This window comes from Rhodoferax sp. GT1R46 (assembly GCF_056521285.1).
The window spans coordinates 16729-38584 of the sequence record NZ_JBWMBC010000004.1 but is presented as its reverse complement, the minus strand read 5'-3'; the positions used below and the strand labels follow the sequence as shown (position 1 = coordinate 38584).

At 56.1% G+C, this 21856-nt stretch carries 26 protein-coding genes and 2 pseudogenes; 13 read left to right on the top strand and 15 right to left on the bottom strand.

The window, feature by feature from the left end:
* Positions 1-15: 15 nt before the first annotated feature.
* The 13 genes and pseudogenes from AC097W_RS10555 to AC097W_RS10495 form a co-directional block, all read left to right on the top strand.
* A complete protein-coding gene (locus AC097W_RS10555; protein WP_479602519.1) occupies positions 16-396 on the top strand; it encodes a head decoration protein in 381 nt (126 codons plus the stop codon).
* 45 nt (positions 397-441) lie between these two features.
* The gene (locus tag AC097W_RS10550) at positions 442-1446 is read left to right on the top strand and encodes a major capsid protein (protein ID WP_209396597.1); all 1005 of its coding nucleotides are present in this window, start codon (positions 442-444) and stop codon (positions 1444-1446) included.
* A 12-nt stretch (positions 1447-1458) separates the two neighbouring features.
* The gene (locus AC097W_RS10545) at positions 1459-1662 is read left to right on the top strand and encodes a hypothetical protein (RefSeq protein WP_479602518.1); all 204 of its coding nucleotides are present in this window, start codon (positions 1459-1461) and stop codon (positions 1660-1662) included.
* Between the two features lie 5 nt (positions 1663-1667).
* Entirely contained in the window at positions 1668-1883 is a 216-nt protein-coding gene (locus AC097W_RS10540) for a DUF7210 family protein (RefSeq protein WP_479602517.1), read from the top strand.
* The gene (locus tag AC097W_RS10535) at positions 1880-2632 is read left to right on the top strand and encodes a phage tail tube protein (protein WP_479602516.1); all 753 of its coding nucleotides are present in this window, start codon (positions 1880-1882) and stop codon (positions 2630-2632) included. Before AC097W_RS10540 ends, AC097W_RS10535 begins: the two co-directional genes overlap by 4 nt.
* A 21-nt stretch (positions 2633-2653) precedes the next feature.
* Positions 2654-3070: a hypothetical protein gene (locus AC097W_RS10530; RefSeq protein ID WP_479602515.1), complete on the top strand. Its 417-nt coding sequence runs from the start codon at positions 2654-2656 to the stop codon at positions 3068-3070.
* Between the two features lie 73 nt (positions 3071-3143).
* The gene (locus tag AC097W_RS10525; protein WP_479602514.1) at positions 3144-5036 is read left to right on the top strand and encodes a hypothetical protein; all 1893 of its coding nucleotides are present in this window, start codon (positions 3144-3146) and stop codon (positions 5034-5036) included.
* Positions 5033-5287, top strand: a complete 255-nt coding sequence (locus AC097W_RS10520) for a YpsA SLOG family protein (RefSeq protein WP_479602788.1) — start codon at positions 5033-5035, stop codon at positions 5285-5287. The genes AC097W_RS10525 and AC097W_RS10520 overlap by 4 nt, the downstream gene beginning before the upstream one ends.
* Before the next feature lie 119 nt (positions 5288-5406).
* Positions 5407-6024, top strand: a complete 618-nt coding sequence (locus tag AC097W_RS10515) for a type IV toxin-antitoxin system AbiEi family antitoxin domain-containing protein (RefSeq protein ID WP_479602513.1) — start codon at positions 5407-5409, stop codon at positions 6022-6024.
* A gap of 438 nt (positions 6025-6462) precedes the next feature.
* Positions 6463-6750, top strand: a complete 288-nt coding sequence (locus tag AC097W_RS10510) for a CopG family ribbon-helix-helix protein (protein WP_479602512.1) — start codon at positions 6463-6465, stop codon at positions 6748-6750.
* The gene (locus AC097W_RS10505) at positions 6747-7031 is read left to right on the top strand and encodes a type II toxin-antitoxin system RelE/ParE family toxin (protein ID WP_479602511.1); all 285 of its coding nucleotides are present in this window, start codon (positions 6747-6749) and stop codon (positions 7029-7031) included. Before AC097W_RS10510 ends, AC097W_RS10505 begins: the two co-directional genes overlap by 4 nt.
* A 408-nt stretch (positions 7032-7439) precedes the next feature.
* Positions 7440-7604: pseudogene (locus AC097W_RS10500) on the top strand (Arm DNA-binding domain-containing protein); the annotation flags it as partial.
* Between the two features lie 309 nt (positions 7605-7913).
* A pseudogene (locus tag AC097W_RS10495) lies at positions 7914-8339 on the top strand (lysozyme); the annotation flags it as partial.
* 131 nt (positions 8340-8470) lie between these two features.
* Here AC097W_RS10495 and AC097W_RS10490 read toward each other — a convergent pair.
* The 15 genes from AC097W_RS10490 to AC097W_RS10420 form a co-directional block, all read right to left on the bottom strand.
* A complete protein-coding gene (locus tag AC097W_RS10490; protein ID WP_479602510.1) occupies positions 8471-8773 on the bottom strand; it encodes a type II toxin-antitoxin system RelE/ParE family toxin in 303 nt (100 codons plus the stop codon).
* A gap of 5 nt (positions 8774-8778) precedes the next feature.
* Positions 8779-9078, bottom strand: a complete 300-nt coding sequence (locus AC097W_RS10485; RefSeq protein ID WP_479602509.1) for a hypothetical protein — start codon at positions 9076-9078, stop codon at positions 8779-8781.
* A 220-nt stretch (positions 9079-9298) separates the two neighbouring features.
* On the bottom strand, positions 9299-9859 hold the full coding sequence (locus AC097W_RS10480; protein ID WP_479602508.1) for a sugar transferase: 561 nt from the start codon (positions 9857-9859) through the stop codon (positions 9299-9301).
* Positions 9843-10820, bottom strand: a complete 978-nt coding sequence (locus tag AC097W_RS10475; RefSeq protein WP_479602507.1) for a UDP-glucose 4-epimerase family protein — start codon at positions 10818-10820, stop codon at positions 9843-9845. Before AC097W_RS10475 ends, AC097W_RS10480 begins: the two co-directional genes overlap by 17 nt.
* Positions 10817-11938 (bottom strand): glycosyltransferase family 4 protein, encoded by a 1122-nt coding sequence (locus AC097W_RS10470; protein WP_479602505.1) that lies wholly within the window; start codon positions 11936-11938, stop codon positions 10817-10819. Before AC097W_RS10470 ends, AC097W_RS10475 begins: the two co-directional genes overlap by 4 nt.
* A gap of 339 nt (positions 11939-12277) precedes the next feature.
* Positions 12278-13372: a glycosyltransferase gene (locus AC097W_RS10465; protein WP_479602503.1), complete on the bottom strand. Its 1095-nt coding sequence runs from the start codon at positions 13370-13372 to the stop codon at positions 12278-12280.
* Positions 13365-14432: a hypothetical protein gene (locus AC097W_RS10460; protein WP_479602501.1), complete on the bottom strand. Its 1068-nt coding sequence runs from the start codon at positions 14430-14432 to the stop codon at positions 13365-13367. Before AC097W_RS10460 ends, AC097W_RS10465 begins: the two co-directional genes overlap by 8 nt.
* A 2-nt stretch (positions 14433-14434) precedes the next feature.
* Positions 14435-15556 (bottom strand): N-acetyl sugar amidotransferase, encoded by a 1122-nt coding sequence (locus tag AC097W_RS10455; RefSeq protein ID WP_479602498.1) that lies wholly within the window; start codon positions 15554-15556, stop codon positions 14435-14437.
* Positions 15553-16320 (bottom strand): AglZ/HisF2 family acetamidino modification protein, encoded by a 768-nt coding sequence (locus tag AC097W_RS10450; RefSeq protein ID WP_479602495.1) that lies wholly within the window; start codon positions 16318-16320, stop codon positions 15553-15555. The genes AC097W_RS10455 and AC097W_RS10450 overlap by 4 nt, the downstream gene beginning before the upstream one ends.
* The gene (hisH, locus tag AC097W_RS10445) at positions 16317-16925 is read right to left on the bottom strand and encodes an imidazole glycerol phosphate synthase subunit HisH (RefSeq protein WP_479602492.1); all 609 of its coding nucleotides are present in this window, start codon (positions 16923-16925) and stop codon (positions 16317-16319) included. Before hisH (AC097W_RS10445) ends, AC097W_RS10450 begins: the two co-directional genes overlap by 4 nt.
* Before the next feature lie 40 nt (positions 16926-16965).
* Complete coding sequence (locus AC097W_RS10440; protein WP_479602490.1) at positions 16966-18240, bottom strand: hypothetical protein; 1275 nt, start codon at positions 18238-18240, stop codon at positions 16966-16968.
* Between the two features lie 173 nt (positions 18241-18413).
* Positions 18414-19127 (bottom strand): acylneuraminate cytidylyltransferase family protein, encoded by a 714-nt coding sequence (locus AC097W_RS10435; RefSeq protein WP_479602488.1) that lies wholly within the window; start codon positions 19125-19127, stop codon positions 18414-18416.
* The gene (gene hisH / locus AC097W_RS10430) at positions 19124-19765 is read right to left on the bottom strand and encodes an imidazole glycerol phosphate synthase subunit HisH (protein WP_479602485.1); all 642 of its coding nucleotides are present in this window, start codon (positions 19763-19765) and stop codon (positions 19124-19126) included. The genes AC097W_RS10435 and hisH (AC097W_RS10430) overlap by 4 nt, the downstream gene beginning before the upstream one ends.
* Complete coding sequence (gene hisF, locus AC097W_RS10425) at positions 19758-20528, bottom strand: imidazole glycerol phosphate synthase subunit HisF (protein ID WP_479602482.1); 771 nt, start codon at positions 20526-20528, stop codon at positions 19758-19760. The genes hisH (AC097W_RS10430) and hisF overlap by 8 nt, the downstream gene beginning before the upstream one ends.
* Positions 20525-21838: an N-acetyl sugar amidotransferase gene (locus AC097W_RS10420; protein ID WP_479602480.1), complete on the bottom strand. Its 1314-nt coding sequence runs from the start codon at positions 21836-21838 to the stop codon at positions 20525-20527. Before AC097W_RS10420 ends, hisF begins: the two co-directional genes overlap by 4 nt.
* Positions 21839-21856 lie beyond the last annotated feature (18 nt).

The following is a 21856-nucleotide window of genomic DNA, read 5'->3' as shown; positions in this document are numbered from 1 at the left end:
GGAAGGATCCAAGCCATGAACGTCATCAATGAAGCCCTCAACTTGGGCGACCTCGTTAAGTACGAGGAAGACAGCCTCAACTACTCGCGCGATGTAGTCACGGTGGAGGCAGGCCAGAACCTAGGGCTGGGTTGCATCGTCGGGCGTGTGACTGCCACCGCCAAGGTCAAGCAACTCGACCCTGGCGCTGAAGATGGATCCAACCTTCCGGTGGGAATCCTTCTGGGAGCGGTGGATGCCACGCTCATCGACCGTGAAGACGCTTTGATCCTCGCCCGTCATGGCGTGGTCGCATCCAAAGCTGTCGTTTGGCCGGTGGAGATTTCCACCGCTCAGCAAGCAGCCATCACCGCGCAGCTGGCGTCACTCGGCATCTTGATTCGCCAATCCGCTTGATTGGCCTGATTGGCTTGATTTTTAACCTTGATCGGACACCTCACCATGAACAATCCATTCAACACTCCCGCGTTTTCGATGGCCGCGCTCACCGCCGCCATCAACATCATCCCCAACCGTTACGGTCGCATGGAGGCCTTGAACCTTTTTCCAGTCAAGCCAGTACGCACCCGCCAGGTCATCGTGGAAGAGCAAAACGGTGTCCTGAACCTGCTGCCCACCATGCCTCCGGGCTCCCCCGGAACGGTGGGAACCCGTGGCAAGCGCAAGGTGCGCTCCTTTGTGATCCCCCATATTCCCCATGACGATGTGGTCTTGCCGGAAGAAGTCCAGGGCATCCGGGCCTTTGGCTCTGAGACCGAGATGGAGAGCGTGGCAGGCGTTATGGCCCGCCACCTGGAGACCATGCGCAACAAGCACGCCATCACACTCGAACATCTGCGCATGGGCGCACTCAAGGGTGTGATCCTGGACGCTGACGGCTCGGTGATCTACGACCTGTACGACGAGTTTGGCATCTCGCCTGCGACCGTGCCTTTCGATCTGGGCAATGCCAATACCAACGTCAAGACCAAATGCGCCGAGGTGCTACGTCATCTGGAGGACAACCTCAAAGGTGAATTCATGACTGGAATTCACGTGCTGTGCTCGCCCGAGTTCTTTGATGCGCTCACAGGTCACGCCAAGGTCGAGAAGGCTTACACCTATTGGCAGCAAGGCGCTGTGCTCATCAACGACATGCGCGCAGGCTTCACCTTTGGGGGTATCACCTTCGAGGAATACCGTGGTCAGGCAACCGACTTCAGCGGTGTATCGCGGCGCTTCATTGCCGCTGGTGAGGCGCACGCATTCCCCTTGGGCACGATTGACACCTTCAGTACCTACTTTGCACCGGCGGACTTTAACGAGACCGCCAACACGCTGGGGCAGGTTCTGTATGCAAAGCAGCAGCCACGCAAGTTCGAGCGTGGCACGGATCTGCATACGCAGGCCAATCCGCTGCCCATGTGCCACCGTCCGGGTGTTTTGGTCAAGCTGACCGTGGCGTAACGAATCTGTCTGATGCTCAGCGTTGAATTTCTCTACTGCGCGGCGGCCAACGCGGGAATGCTTCAGAAGGCCTTCTTCGAAAGCACGGAGGTCATGGTTGACTTCCGTGCACCTGATGAGGATGTGCTTAGCGGTCTGGGTGTCAGTCGGGACTATGCCATCCGGTACCAGTTCAGCTATCGAACCATGGCCCATGACCTTTCACTGATTGGATGACCACGATGCCACAACTTGTTCTTTTGAAACCGCACACCCACGCAGGCAAAACCTTCCAGGTCGGTGCGCGACTTGAGGTCGATGCACCAACGTTTGAGTGGCTGCTGGCACAGGGTATCGCCCGACCAGAACCATCGACCCAGAAATTTGTCTCCAGCACTGAGACAGCCGCAGTCAATCCGTCCCACCCTTCCAAACACTTTAAGGAACCCAAGCCATGAGCACCTATGCATCCTTCCAAGGCCGTGTCTACCTCGGTAAACGCGACGCCAATGGCGAGCCCATTGAAGTCCGGTCTCCCGGCAATGTGGCCGAACTCAAACTCTCCCTCAAAACCGATGTGCTGGAGCACTACGAGAGCCAGACCGGTCAGCGCACGCTGGACCACCGCATGGTCAAGCAAAAGTCCGCCACGGTCAAACTGACCATTGAGGAATTCACCAAGGAAAACCTCGCCCTGGCGCTGTACGGCAACTTTGTGACAGGTGCTGCCGGTACCGTGACCGGCGAGCCGCTTGGCGGGGCAGCCCCCGTCATTGGGGACCGCTATTTTCTGGCCCATCCCAAGGTTTCGACCTTGGTCGTCACGGATTCGGCCGCCATACCGGCAACCCTGGCGCTGGGCACAAACTACACCGCCGAGACTGATTTCGGTGCCATCCAGTTTCTGGAGGTCACCGGTTTTACGGCCCCGTTCAAGGCCAGCTACGGCTTTGGTGTGACCACCGAGATTGGAATTTTCACGCAACCGCTGCCAGAACGCTACTTGCGTCTGGAAGGGCTCAACACCGCGCAAGGCAATGCCAAGGTGCTGGTCGAGTTGTACCGCGTGGCCTTCGATCCTTTGAAGGAAATCTCTTTCATCTCGGATGACTACAACAAGTTCGAAATGGAAGGTTCTTTGTTGGCCGATGCCACCAAGCCCTTCGACGCGGCGCTGGGCCAATTTGGCCGAATCATTCAGTTGTAGCCAAAAAAAGGGGAAATCACCATGACCGATCTGGAAAAACTCATCCCGCAGGCGCTTGAGTTGACTGTGAATGGCGAGACGCTGGCCATCAAACCACTCAAGGTTGGCCAGATGCCTGCCTTTTTGCGAACGATTTCGCCGGTAATGCAGCACTTAAGCCGCACCGAGATCGACTGGCTCACCCTATTTGGCGAGCGTGGCGACGATCTGCTGTCCGCAATTGCCATTGCGGTGGGCAAACCGCGCCAGTGGGTCGACGATCTGGCCGCCGACGAGGCCATCTTGCTGGCAGCCAAGGTGATTGAGGTGAACGCGGATTTTTTTACCCGGACGGTGATGCCCAAACTGGACGGTCTGTTCACGCAGGCCAAAAACCTCGCTCCAGTCCCGGCCGCGCCGCTGGCCCCGGCGTCTGGTTCGATGCCATCCAGCGCCTGATCGCGAACGGCCATCTCCGTCGATTGGTGGCACCAAGACAATTACCTACAAGGCCGCTGGCGCACCACTGCAGTTGGCGGACTCGGCTGGCATCTTTGTTTCACAAGAAACGCGCGCCTACAACTACATCCAGACCATCAGTCCGCCACCTGCGCCCGCCACAACGCGGGTGAGCTACCGATCCAACGGGAAGTGGTACGACTTGCGCGACAACGGTGGGGGCAAACTGGTGGGGGCAGACGTGGCGTTCGGTGCAGGAACCGTGAGCTACGTCACCGGCACGGTGGCGGTCACCTTGGGTGCACTGCCCGACGTGGGTGGTGAAATCATCCTGAACTGGGGCTCCCGGGTGAATTACATCAACCGCGCTGCCGCCAATCTTCCGCCTCTCAAAATCCCACTCCAACTGGCGCAAACAGGCATCACGCCGGGCACGGTCGTGATCACTTGGAATGACGGCACCGCGCGTACGGCTTCAGACGATGGCAAGGGAAACATCTCCGGTAGCGCCACCGGCACCATCCGGTATCAAACGGGATTGATTCAGCTGCAGCCAACGCTGTTACCTGCTGGCGGTCAGGTCTACACCGTGGGCTACGCATATGGGCCACCGGATGTGCAGGAATTTCCTGCGCCGCTGCGTGATATCAATGGTGAGGTGCCGTTGACGCTGAGCAAGGCAAATTTGCGGCCCAACACGGTGGAGGTCACCTGGAACCTTCTGTACAACCCGTATGACCCGGTGACCATGACGGCGTTCCCCCCGCGCGACCCTTACAAGACCGTGCGCGACGATGGTCTGGGGCGTCTGCGGGACACGCTCGGTGCGGACCACGGCACCGTGAACTACACCACTGGGATTCTCAGTTTGAAGACGGAAACCACGGTGGGGATGCCCCGGGCTCAGTACGCATGGGTTTCTCTTGGGAATTCGCCGCAGGGCTTTGCCATGCGACGGTGGCTTTTTCAGGGATGGGAGTACTACCCGGTCGGTGCCAATATGCCCAACGACGAATCGGCGCATGTGAGCGTGAAGTACCGCACGATGGATGCGGATTCGTCTATCAGTGCACCGATCTCCACTGACGCACTCAAGTTTGACCTGACCAATCAGTATTCCGAGAACATCGTTCCGGGCAGCGTCAACTTCACAATGGGCGGCAAGACCTACTTTGACCGCGCTGGCAATCTTTACTACAACCTGGACGTTGCCACGGGTAATGCCACCAAGGCGGGCACGCTGAACTACCAGTCGGGCGAAGTGACCCTGGATGCTTGGACCACCGGGGCCAGTTCGGCAGTGTCAGTCAAATCGATGTTGACCTCTATGGATGGTCATCCGGTGGATGAGGTGACTTTTCGCGCGCCTGTGGCACCTCTGCGCACCGGGTCTGTTCAAGTGCTGGCCACACGCTTGGCCGGTGGGCTGGTTAGTGTCTCGGCCAACACGTCTGGAGATTTCGTTGGGGTCGATGTCTCCGGCCATGTGGACTATGAGACGGGCGTGGTTCGCCTGCGCTTTGGCGCGTATGTGGTGGCCGCTGGCAATGAGACACAAGTTTGGTACTCGGCCTCCGGGGTTGGAACGGATGGCAAGATCTTCAAACCCGCTCCCGTGTTTGCCGACACCATTCGCTTCAACGCAGTAGGGTTCACTTACCTGCCATTGGATGCAGACATCCTGGGACTCGACCCTGTACGCCTGCCACAGGACGGGAAAGTGTCAATCTTTCGACCCGGTGGTTTTGCCGTTCTGGGCCACACGGCCAGCATCACTGCAACGGTCTCCAATAACCAAGTCATCAACTGCGCTCGGGTGCGCCTGAGCCGGGTCCGTGTGATTGGTGCAGACGGCAATGTCATCAATACTGGCTACTCCGCAGACCTCGAAGCTGGCACGGTCACGTTCTCGTCGGTTACCGGCAGCGTACACGCCGTAATGTTGAGGAGAGTGATGGCACGCTGATTGTTAATTGCGGTGAAATGGATGGGGGGACACTGGCCACCCAGGTCTTCGCTGAGCGATTGAACAAGCCGTTCCTTCTGGTTCAGGCCGATCAGGGCGTTAGCGGGGAATCGGCGAAGTGCGTTCTCGAATGGCTGCGTCAGCACGAAATCAAGACCCTGAATGTCGCTGGCCCGCGAGAAAGCAAACGACCGGGCATATACCGACTGACACGTGAATTGCTGAACGAAGTCGATGCCTCACTATCTTGAGTCACCGCAAGTCAGACGTTTGTACCAAGTCAGGAAGAATGGATGATCAAGTAAGCATGTTTGTTGCTATAGTGTGTAATTTATTGACAAATGCATAGATATTGCAACATACTTGCACTATGAATTTTCGGCCCAATCCGACGCATGAGCAGGCTGTCCTTGAACTTGCCAGGGCAAGACCGCTGCTGCGTGCTCGGGACCTAGCGCAGCAGCAACTGCCAACCATAGTGCTCAGCCGACTGGTCGCCGCAGGGAAGCTCGAAAGAGTTGCCCGAGGAGTTTATGGCCTGCCAGGGCAGGCAATCAGCGAGCACCGGTCCCTGGCGGAAGTGGCGCTGCGTGTACCGCACGGAGTTGTTTGCCTACTTTCGGCACTGCGGGTGCATGGCATCGGGACGCAGGCACCTTTTGAGGTCTGGCTTGCCATTGAACATCGGGCACCCATTCCAAGACTTGACCAGCCCAAAATTCGCCCCGTGCGGATGTCAGGAGTGGCATTCACGGATGGCATTGAACAACTGCAGGTTGATGGCGTGAGCGTGCAGGTTTTTAACGCCGCCAAAACCGTGGCGGACTGCTTCAAATACCGCAACAAAATTGGACTGGACGTTGCCCTGGAAGCCCTGCGCGATGGCTGGGTGCAACGAAAATTCACAATGGACGAAATCTGGCATTTCGCGACGGTTGACCGCGTGGCCAATGTCATGCGCCCATACCTGGAAAGCGTGACAACATGAGTCGAAATCTGTCTGCATCGGTCCGGGCGCGTTTGAAGCAACACGCGGATGCGACCAAGCAAGACTTCAATTTGACGCTGACGCATTACGGTCTGGAGGGTCTGCTGTAACCGGCCCAGCCAGTGTCTTTGTCGATGTTGACAGACAGGACTCTTCGAAGGCTTCGATATCGACTTGCCGGTAGAGGACGCGGCCAGGGAGTTTTAGGAACTTCGGGCCAATGCCTTCGCTACGCCAGCGCTCAAGACTGGCCTCGCTGATGCTCCAACGGGCTGCCAGTTGTTTTTGCCCCAGATGTTTGGTTTCCACGAGTTTCCTTCCGAATGAGTTGGTGGTACTCCATGAAGGCGTGTTTTCAACCCTAAGCCAAGTGATGAATTACAATCCCCAGTGATTGTGCTACATTGCACTTATCCTGTAACACATCGGGTGAATGCAATGACTGAAGCTACTTTTACCTTTCGTGTCGAAGAAGAACTGAAGGAAAGTTTTACAACGGCTGCCAAGGCCCGTGACCGGACTGGCGCACAACTCTTGCGTGACTTCATGCGCGACTTCGTGAAAAAGCAACAAGAAGCGGCTGACCATGATCTGTGGTTCCGTCGCCAAGTGCAGGAAGGATTGGATTCTGCGAACTCGGGCAACCTTGTCGCGGCAGAAGATGTTGAGGCAGAGTTTGCCAAGCGCAGAGAGCAAACCCGGCAAAAACTTAACGTCAAATCGTGAGGCTTTTCTGGACCCCCGAAGCGCTTGATGACCGCCGCGCAATCTACGACTACATCGAAGCCGACAATCCACTGGCAGCGTTGAACCTGGACGAGTTGTTTTCTCAGAAGGTTCGCAATCTGATTGATCACCCTGGACTTGGGCGGATTGGCCGAGTCACAGGGACGCGCGAGCTGGTGGTCCATAAAAACTACATCCTGATTTACGACACCACCGAAGACTCGGTACGGATTCTGCGCGTGCTCCACGCTGCCATGCAGTGGCCTCCTGCTGATCGCTGAGCAGCTCTAATGACACGGGGTTCTGATATTTGCGGACGGCGGTTCAAGTGTCGAGTGCGGATTTGAACTGGTGAAGGCAGTTTTTGATGGGGCGGCCCATCAGCCTCTGATAGACTGCCGCTGATGTTAGGGGTTTCCGCACTTCTTCGCAGCAGCCATTGGCAGCTAAAAAGAGCCCAGTTCGCTGGGTTTGACAGGGGGTGCGGCCCCACCACCATACCCCCTGACAAAGGCCGCTAAGGATAACCACTTAGCGGCCTTTTTCTTTGGTAAATCAATGACTTACATTTCAATAGCCTATATGGACCGCTATTGGCTGTCATGGTGAAACCGGGGAACATATAGGGGAACAACCGGGGTAAACGGGACACTTTCTAGATTTGTTCCCCGGTTTCATAGGGGAAATCCATGCTGACTGATTCAGAATGCAAAAATGCAACTTGCCCACCGGGCAAGAAGCGGGAACGCTTCACCGATGTGGGAAGCTTGTATCTGGAAGTTAGTCCGGCAGGGTCAAAGCGGTGGTTTTGGAAAACATACGCAGATGGCAAAGAGGGGCGCATGGCTTTGGGTATAGCCGCCCGCCATTGCCTTTGGTCGAATGTGGCGTCATGGCGCGACCGTCAGAGGTAAAGATCAAGCCCTTGAGCAATGCCGGGCGTTCCGTGCGAACCTGGCCCTTCTTGGCACCGTGAGGTTTGGAGGCCAGCGTCGCCTGGACCAGTACTGCACGGCCAAAGGAACGGCTTTCTTTGCGGCCCTTAATGGTGGGGCTGCTTGGGTTGAAGCTGTGCAAGTTGCCTGGACGGGTGCTGATCAGGCGCTGTGGTCTGGCGTGCTGAATTTCCGGTTCGTCGGTCGGGTTTGGGATCGAGCGAAGTCATGATTGAGGTGCCCACCGCAGCCGTTCTGCTTGCCAAGCGGTTCGAAGGTTTTCACAGGGTGCCCAAGAACGACCCTGGGCGGGCTTACCCGTACGTCTGCCCGGCTGGATATCACACCATCGGGTTTGGGCATCTGTGCAAGCCAGACCACCCGCCGATCACTGAAACTGAAGCCGAGGTCTATCTGGCCCAAGACCTGACGACAGCGCTCGCTGCCACACTGCGGTATTGCCCTGTGCTCGCTAACGAGCCTGAGGTACGCATTGCGGCCATCGTGGACTTCACCTTCAACCTGGGCGCCGGGCGGCTGCAGACTTCAACCCTGCGCCGACGCATCAACCAAATGGATTGGGCCAATGCTGCACTGGAGCTGCGAAAATGGGTTCATGGTGGTGGCCGGGTGTTGCCAGGCTTGGTGGCACGAATTCATCCCATCGACCATTCGGCGCACCCCATCAGCCAAACACCTCCGCCTCTGCCAGCGTCTTCGCCGCTGCATCCTTGGCCGCCAGCTGCGGCGCACATTGCAGGGGCCACCGCAGCGGAGCGTCCCCTTTAAAACTCACCCTCCGAGTACCCTGATTCCCGTTGGTGGCGAATGCGTGCCACAAGAACCAGGTCGCGGGCATCGTCCAGTTCGTAGCGCGCCAGATAACTGCTGCGCCTACGCGAAATAATGAGTTCTCGCAGCCCCCCCTCAACTGGCCGTCCGATACCAGGCTGATGCGTCAAAACTTGCAAAGCATCCAGGATGAAACCAAGTAACTCACCAGCCATCGGATCATCTGACGCGGCAAGAAACTCCTCCAATCGAATCAAATCATCAAATGCGGCCTGGCTCAGAAATACGTCAGACATAAAAATCAACCCATGCGCGTTGGCGCAAGGTCTTGCGGCTTGGCTTGCAGCCCTTTGCGATGACTGACCAACTCTGAAAAATAGGCACGGACATCACCGAGTTCGTAGCCCAACCCACTGGCCTTCATGTCGGTCAATGCGGTCAGGGCATCCTGCGTAAATGCTTCACGCAGACGTGTGCGGCGTACCGAGTCGGCCAAGGTCTGCACCATGAATGCGTGCAGACTTAAGCCCACACGCCGCGCGTCATTTTCAAGTTGCGTTTTGAGCGCAACAGGCAATTTCAAACTTGTGGGTTTACTCACTATGCTGATGCTGGGCATTTCTTGCTCCAATTCGTAAGGTAGTCAAATTTGACTACCTTACGAATTTAACACAGGTCCAGGTCTTTTTACCCGCCGACAAATTACCGCACGAGCGCTGCGTCACATCGCCGTACTATTCAAAAATAATAGCTACTCACGCAGTGTTGACGGGGGCTACAGCCCTAAAAGCTATAAATCGGCTGGAATCCAACCCCACACGTCAATGCGACACCCCATCACGGCGCAGCACCTTAACGAACGTCAGCCACAAAATCCGCATATCAAACCACAGCGACTGGCGGTGCAAGTAATCGACATCCAGCTTGACCTTCTCCGGGATTGGCAGCTCATCGCGGCCATTCACTTGCGCCCAGCCGGTCAGGCCGGGCACCAGCGCATGCACACCTTGCTGGGTACGCAATTCAATCAAGTCGTGCTGGTTAAACAGGGCAGGGCGCGGCCCCACAAAACTCATGTCGCCTAGCAGAATGCTCCACAACTGCGGCAGCTCGTCCAGGCTGCTTTTGCGCAAGAAGCTGCCGATGGGCGTAAAGTACGCATCCGGGTTGCTTAGCAAGTGGGTCGCCACCGCAGGGGTACCGATCTGCATGCTGCGGAACTTGGGCATTTTGAAAATGGTGTTGTTGCGCCCCACCCGGTCAGACCAATACAGGGCTGGCCCTTTTGAAGTCAGGCGCACCGCCAAGGCGACCAGCACAATCGGCAACAACAATACAATCCCAGCGCAAGCGACTGCGATCAAATCAAACAGTCTTTTCATGCAACACATTCCCCACCGCCCGCCGCAGCCCCTCGTGCACCGAAACCGGCGGAACCCAGCCCAAAAGACTGCGAGCTTTAGAAATATCCACCTGCAAATTGCCGCACAGCCGTTGCACCGCATCACCCTTGCCCAATAGCGTTGCACCCGCTTGCAAGGCCCACACCGGCACCGGCAGCAAACGTGCGGGCACCCCGGATGCCTGCGCCATGCCACGCACCAGCTCAGTGGTGGACAGGTCATGCCCATCACTTACTAAAAAAGTCTGGTTGGCCGCTTGGGGGTGGGTGATGCAGGTAACGATGAAATCCACCAAATTGCTAAGGGCCACCAGGCTGCGCTGATTGCGCACCGCGCCCAGCGGCAAGGGCCAGCCGCGCTGCACGGCGCGCATGAGGGCGGCAAAGTTGGCCTTGACGCCGGGGCCATACACCAGCGGCGGGCGGATGATGACCACCTCCATGCCGGTGTTCACAGCCAGCTGGCGTAAACCCTGCTCGGCCTCGTGCTTGCTCAAGCCGTAAGCGTCTTGCGGATTCGACGTATCGGCTTCAGTGAACGCTCGGCCGGGCTCAGTGCTCTCGCCATTGACTTTGACCGAACTGATAAACACAAACCGCTTGACCCCTGCCGCTGCAGCTTGGCGGGCCAGGTTCAAAGTGCCTTGCACGTTGACGGCGCGAAAAGCCGTTAGCGGGTCGGCCTCGGTGTCGTGCATGACGTGGACCCGTGCGGCGCAGTGAACCACGGTATGAACGTCATCCAACGCCCTATGCCACTGAGTTTGCGAAGTTAAGTCCCCAACGGGAATGTACACCGCCCCGGCCACTGGATTCGCGATGGAGTGCCGTGTCAACGCCAACACATCAACCCGCCCCAGCGCCACTAACTGCTCCACGAGCGCCCGACCTACAAGACCAGCAGCACCAGTAACGGCAATCTTAAGCAAAGGCTCTTTCACGAAGCCCCCAAAATGGTTAACAAGCGTGCGTTGATCTTGCAGACATCAAAACGCTCTTCAGCCAGACGCCTACTCTCACGCCCCAGTGTCGCAATGAGTGCGGGGGTTTCCACAAAGCGCAGCATGGCGTTGGCCAAGGCAGGCACATCACGCACGGGCACCAGCATGCCGTTAACCCCTTCGTCCACCGTCTCACGACAGCCCGGTGCATTAGTCGTAATCACGGCCCGCCCCATCGCCATGGCCTCCTGCGTGCTGCGAGGAACGCCTTCACGATAAGACGGCAACACAAAAACGCTGGCCTGTACTAGCCAGGGCTTGACCGCCACGTGGCCAGGCCATTCCAGTAGACCCTCTGTTACCCAGGCTTGAACTTCAGACTGATCTAAACTGCCAGGATTGGGGTCTAACCCACCTAAGAGTACAAAGCGCACCTCAGGATAGTGACCCTTTACCAGTCGGGCCGCTTCAACGTATTCCAGAATACCTTTTTCCCGCAGTAATCGAGCTACAAGCAAAAAAGTTATTGGTTGATTGAAGGGTTTCGTCAATGGCCAGTCTTCCAAATCGACCCCAATGCCGCCCAGTTTGATGACTTTGGCTTCTTGCACCAAACCTGCCGAAACAAATTCGTTAATGTCATCACTGTTCAAAAAGATGACTTTGTGCGCCCTTGCAAGTGCAAATCGGTAAAGCCTGCTGACCAAACTACGCAATAATTTGCGTAGCAAGGGCTGACGTTTACCTGAATCAGTAAAGACATAACCCAAACCCTCAATCATCGCCACCCGCCGAGGTACACCTGCCAACCAGGCCGCCAATGTACCAAAAATAACCGGCTTTATAAAATAACCGAGTGTGACGTCGGGCCGTAAACGGCGCAACAGTAATGCCAACCTTAGCGTATCAAGGCCATCGCGAATTGGATTTACGCCTGTTCGGCTGAACGAGCAATCTATCGGCACGGCACCAAACGCGCGAACAGATGCCCGCGTCGATTCATCATAATCAGGTGCTATTGCCAATACCTCAATGCCTTGAGAAACAAGGGCTGAAATTAATGGGCCACGGAAATTTGACAAAGAAAATGCTTGGCTTGTTATTAGTGCGAAACGCATACGTTAATAAGATACTTTTTCTGTGCTTGTGCTGAGACTGGTGTCGCCCCGAACCACGACGTGTTGGTAGCAAGTGTTGTTGATGCTTTTCCCTAGCGGCCCATCGTAATGAATTTCAACTAACATGTGTATTCGGAGCGTTCTCTGAAAATATAGGGGTAGCAAGACGTAATGACGTTTCTCTATCGCTGGGCACATATTATCTGCGGCCCCAAGTTGTTTGAACACCCGGTGCTCAACCATTCGCGTTCTTCGAATGCAGTACTGACACGTTCTCACCGGAGAGATCGCTCAAACAAACCGTATGTTGCCTCCAAGTGCTGCGCTTGCCCTCGTGAGTCACGTTGTCTCGATAGAAATGACATTGTAGAAATAGTCGATGTAATGCTTCGAGCTGAACCTTGCAAGGGCGGCATCGCGAACCCCGTCGGGGAATCCGGGATCGAACATGACGCTATCTAGCAGCATTGCGAGCTGGGCCGCCATCTCCCGTGCATCCAACTTGGCCTGGCAGTAGACCAAGCCAGGCAGGTCGTCACCGAACTCACGGGAATCGCCTGTATCGCGAACGATGACACCGCAACCGGCCAACAAAGCTTCAGCTACCACCCTTGATGGGTAGTTGGTGACTTCCTGCATCGACAACAAGACGGCGGCCCGCGCCAGCAGCGGTTCTGCGGCCGCATAGCCGATAAAGGTGATAGGCACACCTGACCGTGCCAGCGTCATCACGCGGATAGCCACGTGATCTTCCAGTGAACCATAGCCTGCGATCTGGAATGCAAAGCCCTGCGGCGCCGTATCACTCAGTCGAGCCCACAGGTCCGGCACCACATCAAGAAAGTGATCGACGCCCTTGCCTGGGACCAGTCGCCCGAGAAAAACAATCGTTGGCGACTTGCCGGATGCGACGGGCGGCGGCGGAACCAGGTAAGTGCCGCCGGGCGTCAGACTCATCCGCGTAGCCATGCGGTATCTTCTCATTGCCGTAAAGATGGCAGGACTGAGAACATCGATCTTGGCGACGAAGAAAAACGAAAACCAATCCCAGACGTTGGTGCGCTTGTAGGCGAACGGGCCCGGCACGCTCGTGCAGTCGGCAACCGACATCGATACCCTGTCGCCCCTCCCGATGTGTAGCGGCCACAGGCAGTTGAGTGGGTAGTGGTAGCTGCCGCCGCGCGGCAAGGTTTGTAGTAGCCTGCGAAACCTGCGCACAAACTCGAGACGGCTCCATCCTCCCATAGTCACTGATACCAGCGCCGCCAATACGTCCTGGCGATCCTGGTGATCGGTCTTCAGTTGGTCAACGAGGCTTGAGGGTGCAACCAAGACCACGTCTGCACCGCTGCGCCGCAAGCTGGTGAAGACGTCGAAGAAACGTTTTTCTGCGCCCCCGTACGAGGGCGAGACAAGCACTATGTAGCTACGCATGCGATGGTGCGACGTGCCGCGAAGGGGTTAGCCGGCGTCTTTCGACGAAGTGCAGTACCACGGCGAACAAAAAGAAAAAATAGACGAACGAGAAGTAGCGCCAATGCATAATATCGCTCCACATGATCGTAATCGGTGCAACAAACCCCGCAACGATCAGTCTCCGTACGAGCGGGCTTGCGGAACTCTTTGTTAGTAGGATGCGGGGAGCAAGCACAACTACAACGAGCGAAGCGATCGAGACGACAGCTTCCATGCCGTCACTGGTGCGGTCGGACCCGATTAGAAGGCTGTATGCGCGCTGCGGAATTAACGCCAGGTACTTGATTGGATAGACAAGCGCATAGCCATAGTGATCGATGATGCTGGCGAAGATCAGTCCCGAAGCCCCCGATACGTCTAGGAGACCCTCGCTGGAGTATTCCGGCACCAAGGACTTCGCGATCGGTGCCGCCAGAGAGATGAACACGAGCAGGGCAACAATCCAGTGGTACCGTGGGTCGCGGTTGCGCGGAATGAGCACCAGCAGCGACAACATCGCGATAAGCATGTAGTACCTAGAGAACGCGGCGAGAAGAAGCGCAAAAACCAAATGGATTGATTTGCCTCGCACGAGGTAGCTCGCGAAGAAAATGGCGGAGCACATCGCGTAGACCTCCTTATTCAGGCTGAGAAAACCGAGCAAGAAGTATGGAAAAACCAAGGCACCAGCCATGAACGCAATACGCCCCTGCTGGGTAGAGAAGCAGTCAAGTGCGATCCGAAGGGTCAGGCCCATCAACGCCAGGTTGCACGCCTGAATCAGGAAAAGATTACCGTCCGCCAACCTCATAAACAGGATTGGCGAACCGATCAGGAACAGCACAGGGTCTTCATCCACTGCGACCTGTGAGTACAAGTCTTGGTAGAGACTGAAGTATGTCGCTGCATCAGAGGCCACGTAATGAATAGTCTCGTCGATGTGCGCCGCCAATAGTGCATCCCGGAATATCACCAACAGCCCCAGCAGCAGACAGAAGATGGCTCCCAGCACGAGGGTACTCACACGCATGTGGAACATCCTCACCTTCCTGGCAGGAACCGCTTCTGCAGTTCAAGTAGCTTTGCATACAGGGATGCTTCGCTTTCAAAGTCGTCATGCGGGCGCTCCGGGCGAGCCAGATAAGTGGCAAGACCCCGTTCGGTCCAACCCATCTTCTTGAGGAAGTATTCGATGTCTGCTTGTAGGTCGTCGGGGTCCGGGTAAGGGCTGTGCGCCAGCAGTTCCTTGGCCTGCTCCCGACTCATCTGGCCCGAGCAGATCAGCGAGGACAGGTGCAACCGGCGCTTGTCGACGCCGAACTTGGTCGGCAGCAGGTAGCCTTGATAGAAGCGCGTGAAAATGGATTCGTAGTGCTTGTACGGATAAGGCCGGTAGCCGATCTCCTTGACCAGCACGTCGATGCACCGCTCCTTGTTGTAGTCGATGTAGTCCAGGAATGGTACCCACTGCGTACCGCGTACCATGCGATGCCACACGAAGCGCTTCACACCTATGGTAGGCAGGCTGCGGACCTTGACGCCGTCACGGCGCGCGATGTCGAGAATGTTCTTGCGGTCGAATTTGTTCCAGTTGTAGTTGCGCGGCACCCGCATACCCTCGGTTGTGGTGTTGCTACCCGAGAGCATGTATTTAACCCCGTATCGCGCCGCCAGCCCGTAGTTGACCGCCAACATCGCGTTGTCGTACAGCAATTCGACATCAATGACATCGGCATCGAAGAAGGCCTGCTGCAGGGCACGGTATTCCCGCCATTCGACCACGTGGGTGTAGAGATCAACGCCGAGTTTGCGTACCAAGTTCTCAATATTATTGACCGCCAACTCAGAGTTCCAGCCGTTGTCCATGTGGACCGCCAGCGGCCTAAGACCATGCTGCTTCGCCAGATACAGGGCATACGCGCTGTCGGCGCCGCCACTGACGCCAACAATGCAGTCGTAGCGCTTGCCTTTCCCTGCGGCGCGGACCTTCTCCACAAATGCGTTGAGCTTGGTAGCCAACACCTTTGGGTCGGTTGGCTGATATGCAGCCAACTTCTCCAGCATGGCTGTGCAATAGTTGCACCGGCCCGCGCTGTCGAAGACGACATCGGCGGCGTGCGCGTCGATTACGCAACGCGTGCATTCTTGAAATGTCTCGTTCATCGTTGAAACAATTGGCGTATGGACGTGTAGTCCGGGTAGTTGATTAGCACCGCTCGATGCGGCCCGTAGAAAACGAAAATGCTGCCTGCCGCAGCGGCCGAGGCGCCGGCCTCAACGGCAGCACGCATGTCATCAAGGCTGGACGCACCGCCACAAGCGATCACGGGAACATTCACCGCAGCCGATACCCTAGCGATCAGCGCGGTGTCGAACCCGCTGCACTGCCCATCACGGTCGACATTGTTTAGGAAGACCTCGCCCGCGCCAGCGTCTACAGACGCCTTTGCATGCTGCACAGGGTCCAGTTTTGTCAGGCGGCGCCGGCCTGGATGGTAGACCCGCTCGCGTCCGAATAGATCGCGCTTGACATCAATGGCTACGACAACGCTGCTCGCGCCAAGCTCCTGCGAAAGCTCGCTCAACAATTGCGGTCGATCGATGGCCATGCTGTTGACGGCAATCTTCTCGACTCCGCCCGCCACAATGCGCCGTGCTTGCTCCAATGTGCGGATGCCACCACCGTAACACAACGGCATGAAGCATTCCCCGGCTATGCGTGCGATCAAGTCGTAGTTGGGCTCTGCGCCAGTGCGCGAGGCGGTGATGTCGAGAAAAATGAGCTCGTCGACGTACTTCTCGTTGAATATCCGGATCGCATTGATCGGATCACCCACATAGCGCGGTCGTCCGAACTTAGTGGTCTTGACTAACCCCCCATCCTGCAGCAGCAGGCAGGGAATGACACGGTTGAACAAATCGGTCATAGAGCGACAAATCTGCGAAGCAGTCCCATGCCAAAGAGGTGACTCTTCTCAGGATGAAATTGAACACCGAAGATGTTTCCGACTTCGAACGCCGCAGCGAAGTCAACCCCGTACTGGCAGGTCGCTGCCACATGGTCTGGGTTAGCGGTGCGCACATAGTAGCTATGCACGAAATAAAAGCGTTCGGCTTCTGCGTCATCGTGGCCGAACAACTGCGCGTTCACGCTCGGGCGAACGACGTTCCATCCCATATGGGGAACCCGTAGGTCGGGTGCGTCGGGGAAACGGTGAGTAAACGCGTCGATCCAACCCAGCCCCGGCACGTCGCGCTCTTCACTGCCTCGCGTCATCATTTGCATGCCAAGGCAGATGCCGAGTATTGGCTTCGATTGAGCCAGCACTTGTTCTTCCAGCACTGGGATGAGTCCAGTTGCGGTTAGCTTGCTCATGCCGTGGCCGAAATGTCCGACTCCTGGCAGGATCAACTTGTCAGCCGCCTCGATGTCGGAGATCGCCCCGCTGACACGGACTTTCGCACCGACCTTCCGTAGCATGTTCAATACTGAGCCGACATTGCCAACACCGTAGTCGACGATGACAATCATGATGATGACTCCCGACAGCATTCATTGGTGAGATTAAAGTTCATCGCTCAACCGCTTTTTCAATGAAATCAAGATAATTGCGCTGCCAGTTGGGCGCCCAGATACTTTCCATCTGCTGGGTACTCACTCGCCCGGCACTTTCGTCGAGAACCAGCCGCGCCAGATCACTAGCATCCGAAAAACCCTGAAATGGATGCACCGGATAGGAAAAACGAGCCTTGGGAGTGTCCCAAATGAAAACTTTGGGTACCAGACCAATAGCCTCAAACAATCCAGTGGAAACCTCGCTCACAACCGCTCCCACTTCCCGGAAAGAACTGTAAATATCCTGGTTGGCGTCAACCCGAACCTTCCCCACGAACCCATTTGGATGCTTGGCCCAAACACTGGCGCGCTCCAACGGATGCGGTCGGAATACCACTTGAACCGCGTCCCGCAGCACGGCAGAGAGACGTTCACACAGATCCAAGTAGACGGTCGTCTCGATACCGTCGCCGAGTATCAAAATCTTCCGGCCATGCGTGAGGACGGAAGACGAAACATCAAGCGTCTCAATCCTATGGGGGTTACCAATAGCGATTTTCTTGACAGGTGCATTGATCTGCTCTCCCCACCATGAGCCGTATGCCAAAAAGTAGTCTGGAAGAATCTGCTGAAAGGCGTAATCATTCGAAATGGCTGGAGCAAAATTATAGGCATCGTGCCCAGACGAAATCGCACCATGTTGATACTCCGCCGTCACCATCCCCAAATGCTTTGCCGCAAGAATGGCTGTAGCGTTATCGGCACCGCCGTAACATGCCTCTTCCTTAATCAGCAAACGTGCTCCCATTTTTCTGAATATCGAGTGATACTTCCGGTAGCGCGGCAATAAGGACGCGGCCCCATTGGTACAGAGCCGTTCAGCCCACTGGCGTCGTTCCTTGCCTATATCCCAGCCGATTTTATTTTTCGCCCGTTGACTAACCAACTCAACCAAAGCCCGAGCAGGCTCCCGATAGCTGCCCGCTCTTAGCCGACCCTTCAAAACCCCCTCCACACGTAGAGGTGTGTGAAGCAAAACATTGTGGTGATGACGAGGGAAAGGCCAATTCGAATTGAACAGATCCTCAACCACAAAAGTTCGATCCAATGCTGCTGAAACTAAATAATCACTCAGAGCATTGAAATAACGCCCTTCGCGCTGAATTAAGCGTGCGCCCGTAGCCATCAACATAATTGGATACTTTTGATCGACTGCATGGAGACGTATGGCATTGTGCGCAAAGGCACGTAAGATCGTCGACATATGTTTTAGTCTCGAACCAGCGTCCATTGCCCCAACTCTACTAACGATAGGCACACTGTAAAGCAGGTCACCCATAATTAGACGCAGAAACGGACTCCGTATCGTTGACCACAAGGGTATGCCGGTGTCTGGACAGCAAATCTCCGAAATCTCTTTGGAATCCTCGATCTGTAAAATGTCGCTCAGCGTTGTATCCCGTCTCATTCTGATGCCGCCCCCTGTCGACTTGTAGTCAGTGCCAACGCTGCGGCCGCCACTGTCCAGTCCCAATCCGTATCAATATCCAAAGCTTCTTGTGTGGATTCTATTAATAAAGGTATTGTCTTGATCCCCACAAAAGACTGGCACGCACGTAGCTCAGCGGGGGATATCAGATAAAAACTACCATTGACTACAAATGCCGGGAGCAAGTCTTGTGACCGTGTTTCCATCCCGTGTTCCCGCATAAACGGTACTAAATACTTGCCCTCCATCTTCAAGGTCCACATCGGGTGGGTATGAGTCGGCGAGACGCCCAGTACTGGCTTCCGCCCATTCTTCTGAAACAGTTCCATACCTCTGAGCACGGTTTCTCTGGATCTAAATGGCGATGTCGGCTGCAATAGAAGAAGCCCGTCAACAGAGCCCTTCTCAGCCTCATACCAATTCAAAGCGTGCAGAGCAACATCGACTGAGCTTGCAGTATCGGTTGCTAACTCTGTCGGACGTAGCCACGGCACAAGGGCTCCAGCGTCTGCACATACAGAAGCAATTGCGGTGTCGTCGGTGCTAACGAGAATGTCGCAAATTTCCGGAATGTCTTTTGCCACGTCAATCGACCAAACGATCAGGGGTTTTTGCCCGAGCACACGAATGTTCTTCCCTGGGAGCCGCTTGGAGCCACCACGTGCCGTAATCAAGGCAAGAATTCTCATTGCAAGATGAACCTGCGTAGTATTTTTAAACCAACTTCGCCACTTTTTTCAGGGTGAAACTGGCAGCCCATCACGTTGTCTCGTTTTACCGCCGCCGAGACTGCAATTCCACCATAGTTGCAGTCGGCCAAGCGGAACTCAGGCGACGCAGGTTCCGCCATAAAGGAGTGCACGAAGTACGCCGCTTCGCCAGGCGCAACGTCGGCAAAAAGATCGCCCTGCCAAGAGGCGCGCCCAGTCGGTAGCACCAGCTCGTTCCAGCCGATGTGGGGAATCTTGTGCGGCTCGCCCGTTGTGGTCGTGGCAGGAATATGCACCACGCGTCCGGGTATCAGGCCCAGCCCTGCCGTGGCACCGAATTCTTCGCTTTCGTCGAACAGCATTTGCATACCCAGGCAGATGCCCAGTAGCGGCGTGCCGGTGGCTGCGACCTGGCTTACCACCGAGTCCAGGCCTTTGGCCTGCAGTGCGGCAATGCCCTCTGCGAAGGATCCAACGCCTGGCAACACCACCCGGCCTGCAGCGAGTATGACCGCCGCATTGTCCGTGATAGTCACGCGGGCACCGCAATGCTCGAGTGCGCGACTGACACTCAGCAAGTTTCCCACACCGTAGTCGATAACTGTGACGTCAATCATTTCCAAATTTCCTGACATGGATGCCCGCATTGCGCGCTGTGGCGCGAATGTCATCGATTGTGGCTCTGCGATAGTGAAGTATGTCAGCCATCGCCACGGCATCTGCTCCACCCGCCTGAACCGCGTCAATCAAATGCCCCGCCACACCCATACCGCCGCTGGCGATAACGGGCACCGACACCTCACTGGTCACCGCGCGAATCAAGGAGATGTCAAATCCCTTGCGCGTCCCTTCCTGGTCAACAGAGGTTAGGAGCACCTCGCCGGCGCCAAGTGCGACACCGCGCTTGGCCCACTCGATGACGTCCAGGCCGGTATCCTCGCGGCCATTGTCGGTGAAGACTTCCCAGCGATCCGGTCCGATTCGCTTGGCTTCAATGGACAGCACCATGCATTGGCTGCCGAAGCGGCGGGCAATGTTGGTAATCAGGCTCGGGTCGGCCACCGCGGCAGTATTGATCGCGACCTTATCGGCTCCACAACGCAGCAGATGGGTCGCGTCGTCGATTGAGCGGATGCCACCACCGACGGTCATCGGAATGAACACGTCCTGTGCTGCGCTTTGCACGATTTCGCCCAGACTGTTACGGCCATACAGGCTGGCTACGCAATCGATGTAGATGAGCTCATCTGCACCTTGCTCGTAATAGAGCTTGGCGTAGTCATTGGGTCGACCGATCACGCGCAAGCCTTCAAGGTGAATCCCCTTGATCAGGTTCGGACCCTTTATATCGAGTCTCGCAATGAGACGCGTATTGCTCATTCCGTGTGAACCGCATGATCCCACGGGTTGTGGCGCAGCTTCCATTGGCCCCCTTCAACTTTCCAAAGGTGCGGCGAGCGGAAGCGGTCGCAATGCGCGAGGAACTCTTCTCGCGTCATGCTGATGTACTCAAGGAATTCCTTCTCGTAGCGCGCAGGATATTCGCCCTCGTACCGGCGCATCAATGCAATTGCCTCGTCCTTGTTGATGTGATGGTTGCGAATCTCCTGCGCTGAATCCATCATCGCCCGGCCGACACCGAACTTTATCCAGCGTGTGAAGTAGAAGAAACCGTCAACCTTGTCGTCTAGGCTGTTGTACTTGGAGTAGGTTCCTTCAGTGCGAACTGGGTTGGCTTCAAAACCTGTGTTTTCCACCGCGTAGTAGTAGGCCTCCTGCGGCACCCACCTCTTGTAATAGCCAAGGTATTTGAAGTCAATGCCTTTGCGCTTAAGTACCTCCGGGTCCATCGGTAGATAACTTTTCAAGTCGGCCATCTCCACGCCTTCGTCGAGGTACTCGCCGATCTGCTTTCCACCGAGAAAAATGTCGCGGACGTCCCGACCGCCAATGTAGTCCAACGAAAAGCCTTCGCTTTCGCCGCCTTCAGCACCGGCCGCATAGCTGGAAGTCTTGTGGGAAATTTTCTCGCCGTATTCACCAGGCATTTCGCCATAGAAGATCAGAGGAATATTCAGCTGTGCCGCCATCTTCGCGACGAAGGTCTTTTGGCCCAGGATGAACGGTTGGAACGGGTGCAGCAGGTTGATCGTCGCGTTGCGCGTTAGCATGCGATGGATCTTGCCATTGGGGGTGTAAAGGAAGTTGTCAAATCCGCCAACGTGCAGCCAATTCTGGAAATTCTTCCAACCGATGTCGGTGTACAGGTGAGGTGACCATGTCACCGTAAGCGGGTGCATGCCGTATTTGTATTTCAGCAGGTGCGACTGCATGGCGCTGTCTTTGCCGCCACTACCGCCGACGATGCAGTCGTAGCTGCCATCGTCGCGGCGGAACTGTTTGCACAGTTGAAGTAATTCGCGCTCGCGTTCGTCCCAGTCGATCTCGCCGGTTTCCTTTAGCATGTTGAAGCGACATGCGTGGCAAACGCCCTCGTCGTCAAAGCTCAACGTGGTCTTAGTTGAATCCTTGCTGTGCGTGTACTCATTGCTCGACATTGGCTGCTGGTTTGACATATTGCAGACCCTGCAAAACTTTACGTACCGTGGCATCCCATAAAGCACGTCGAGTTCTTGCTCAGGTTTGGCAAATCGGGACAGATCAGTATTCGGGCTTGGGCCAATTTTCATTATGTTTCCTTCGGGGAA

Coding starts and splice junctions, on each gene's coding strand:
- AC097W_RS10555 (WP_479602519.1), top strand. CDS start 16: ATGAACGTCATCAATGAAGCCCTCAACTTGGGCGACCTCGTTAAGTAC.
- AC097W_RS10550 (WP_209396597.1), top strand. CDS start 442: ATGAACAATCCATTCAACACTCCCGCGTTTTCGATGGCCGCGCTCACC.
- AC097W_RS10545 (WP_479602518.1), top strand. CDS start 1,459: ATGCTCAGCGTTGAATTTCTCTACTGCGCGGCGGCCAACGCGGGAATG.
- AC097W_RS10540 (WP_479602517.1), top strand. CDS start 1,668: ATGCCACAACTTGTTCTTTTGAAACCGCACACCCACGCAGGCAAAACC.
- AC097W_RS10535 (WP_479602516.1), top strand. CDS start 1,880: ATGAGCACCTATGCATCCTTCCAAGGCCGTGTCTACCTCGGTAAACGC.
- AC097W_RS10530 (WP_479602515.1), top strand. CDS start 2,654: ATGACCGATCTGGAAAAACTCATCCCGCAGGCGCTTGAGTTGACTGTG.
- AC097W_RS10515 (WP_479602513.1), top strand. CDS start 5,407: ATGAATTTTCGGCCCAATCCGACGCATGAGCAGGCTGTCCTTGAACTT.
- AC097W_RS10510 (WP_479602512.1), top strand. CDS start 6,463: ATGACTGAAGCTACTTTTACCTTTCGTGTCGAAGAAGAACTGAAGGAA.
- AC097W_RS10490 (WP_479602510.1), bottom strand. CDS start 8,773: ATGTCTGACGTATTTCTGAGCCAGGCCGCATTTGATGATTTGATTCGA.
- AC097W_RS10480 (WP_479602508.1), bottom strand. CDS start 9,859: ATGAAAAGACTGTTTGATTTGATCGCAGTCGCTTGCGCTGGGATTGTA.
- AC097W_RS10470 (WP_479602505.1), bottom strand. CDS start 11,938: ATGCGTTTCGCACTAATAACAAGCCAAGCATTTTCTTTGTCAAATTTC.
- AC097W_RS10465 (WP_479602503.1), bottom strand. CDS start 13,372: ATGCGTAGCTACATAGTGCTTGTCTCGCCCTCGTACGGGGGCGCAGAA.
- AC097W_RS10460 (WP_479602501.1), bottom strand. CDS start 14,432: ATGTTCCACATGCGTGTGAGTACCCTCGTGCTGGGAGCCATCTTCTGT.
- AC097W_RS10455 (WP_479602498.1), bottom strand. CDS start 15,556: ATGAACGAGACATTTCAAGAATGCACGCGTTGCGTAATCGACGCGCAC.
- AC097W_RS10450 (WP_479602495.1), bottom strand. CDS start 16,320: ATGACCGATTTGTTCAACCGTGTCATTCCCTGCCTGCTGCTGCAGGAT.
- hisH (WP_479602492.1), bottom strand. CDS start 16,925: ATGATTGTCATCGTCGACTACGGTGTTGGCAATGTCGGCTCAGTATTG.
- AC097W_RS10440 (WP_479602490.1), bottom strand. CDS start 18,240: ATGGACGCTGGTTCGAGACTAAAACATATGTCGACGATCTTACGTGCC.
- AC097W_RS10435 (WP_479602488.1), bottom strand. CDS start 19,127: ATGAGAATTCTTGCCTTGATTACGGCACGTGGTGGCTCCAAGCGGCTC.
- hisH (WP_479602485.1), bottom strand. CDS start 19,765: ATGATTGACGTCACAGTTATCGACTACGGTGTGGGAAACTTGCTGAGT.
- hisF (WP_479602482.1), bottom strand. CDS start 20,528: ATGAGCAATACGCGTCTCATTGCGAGACTCGATATAAAGGGTCCGAAC.
- AC097W_RS10420 (WP_479602480.1), bottom strand. CDS start 21,838: ATGAAAATTGGCCCAAGCCCGAATACTGATCTGTCCCGATTTGCCAAA.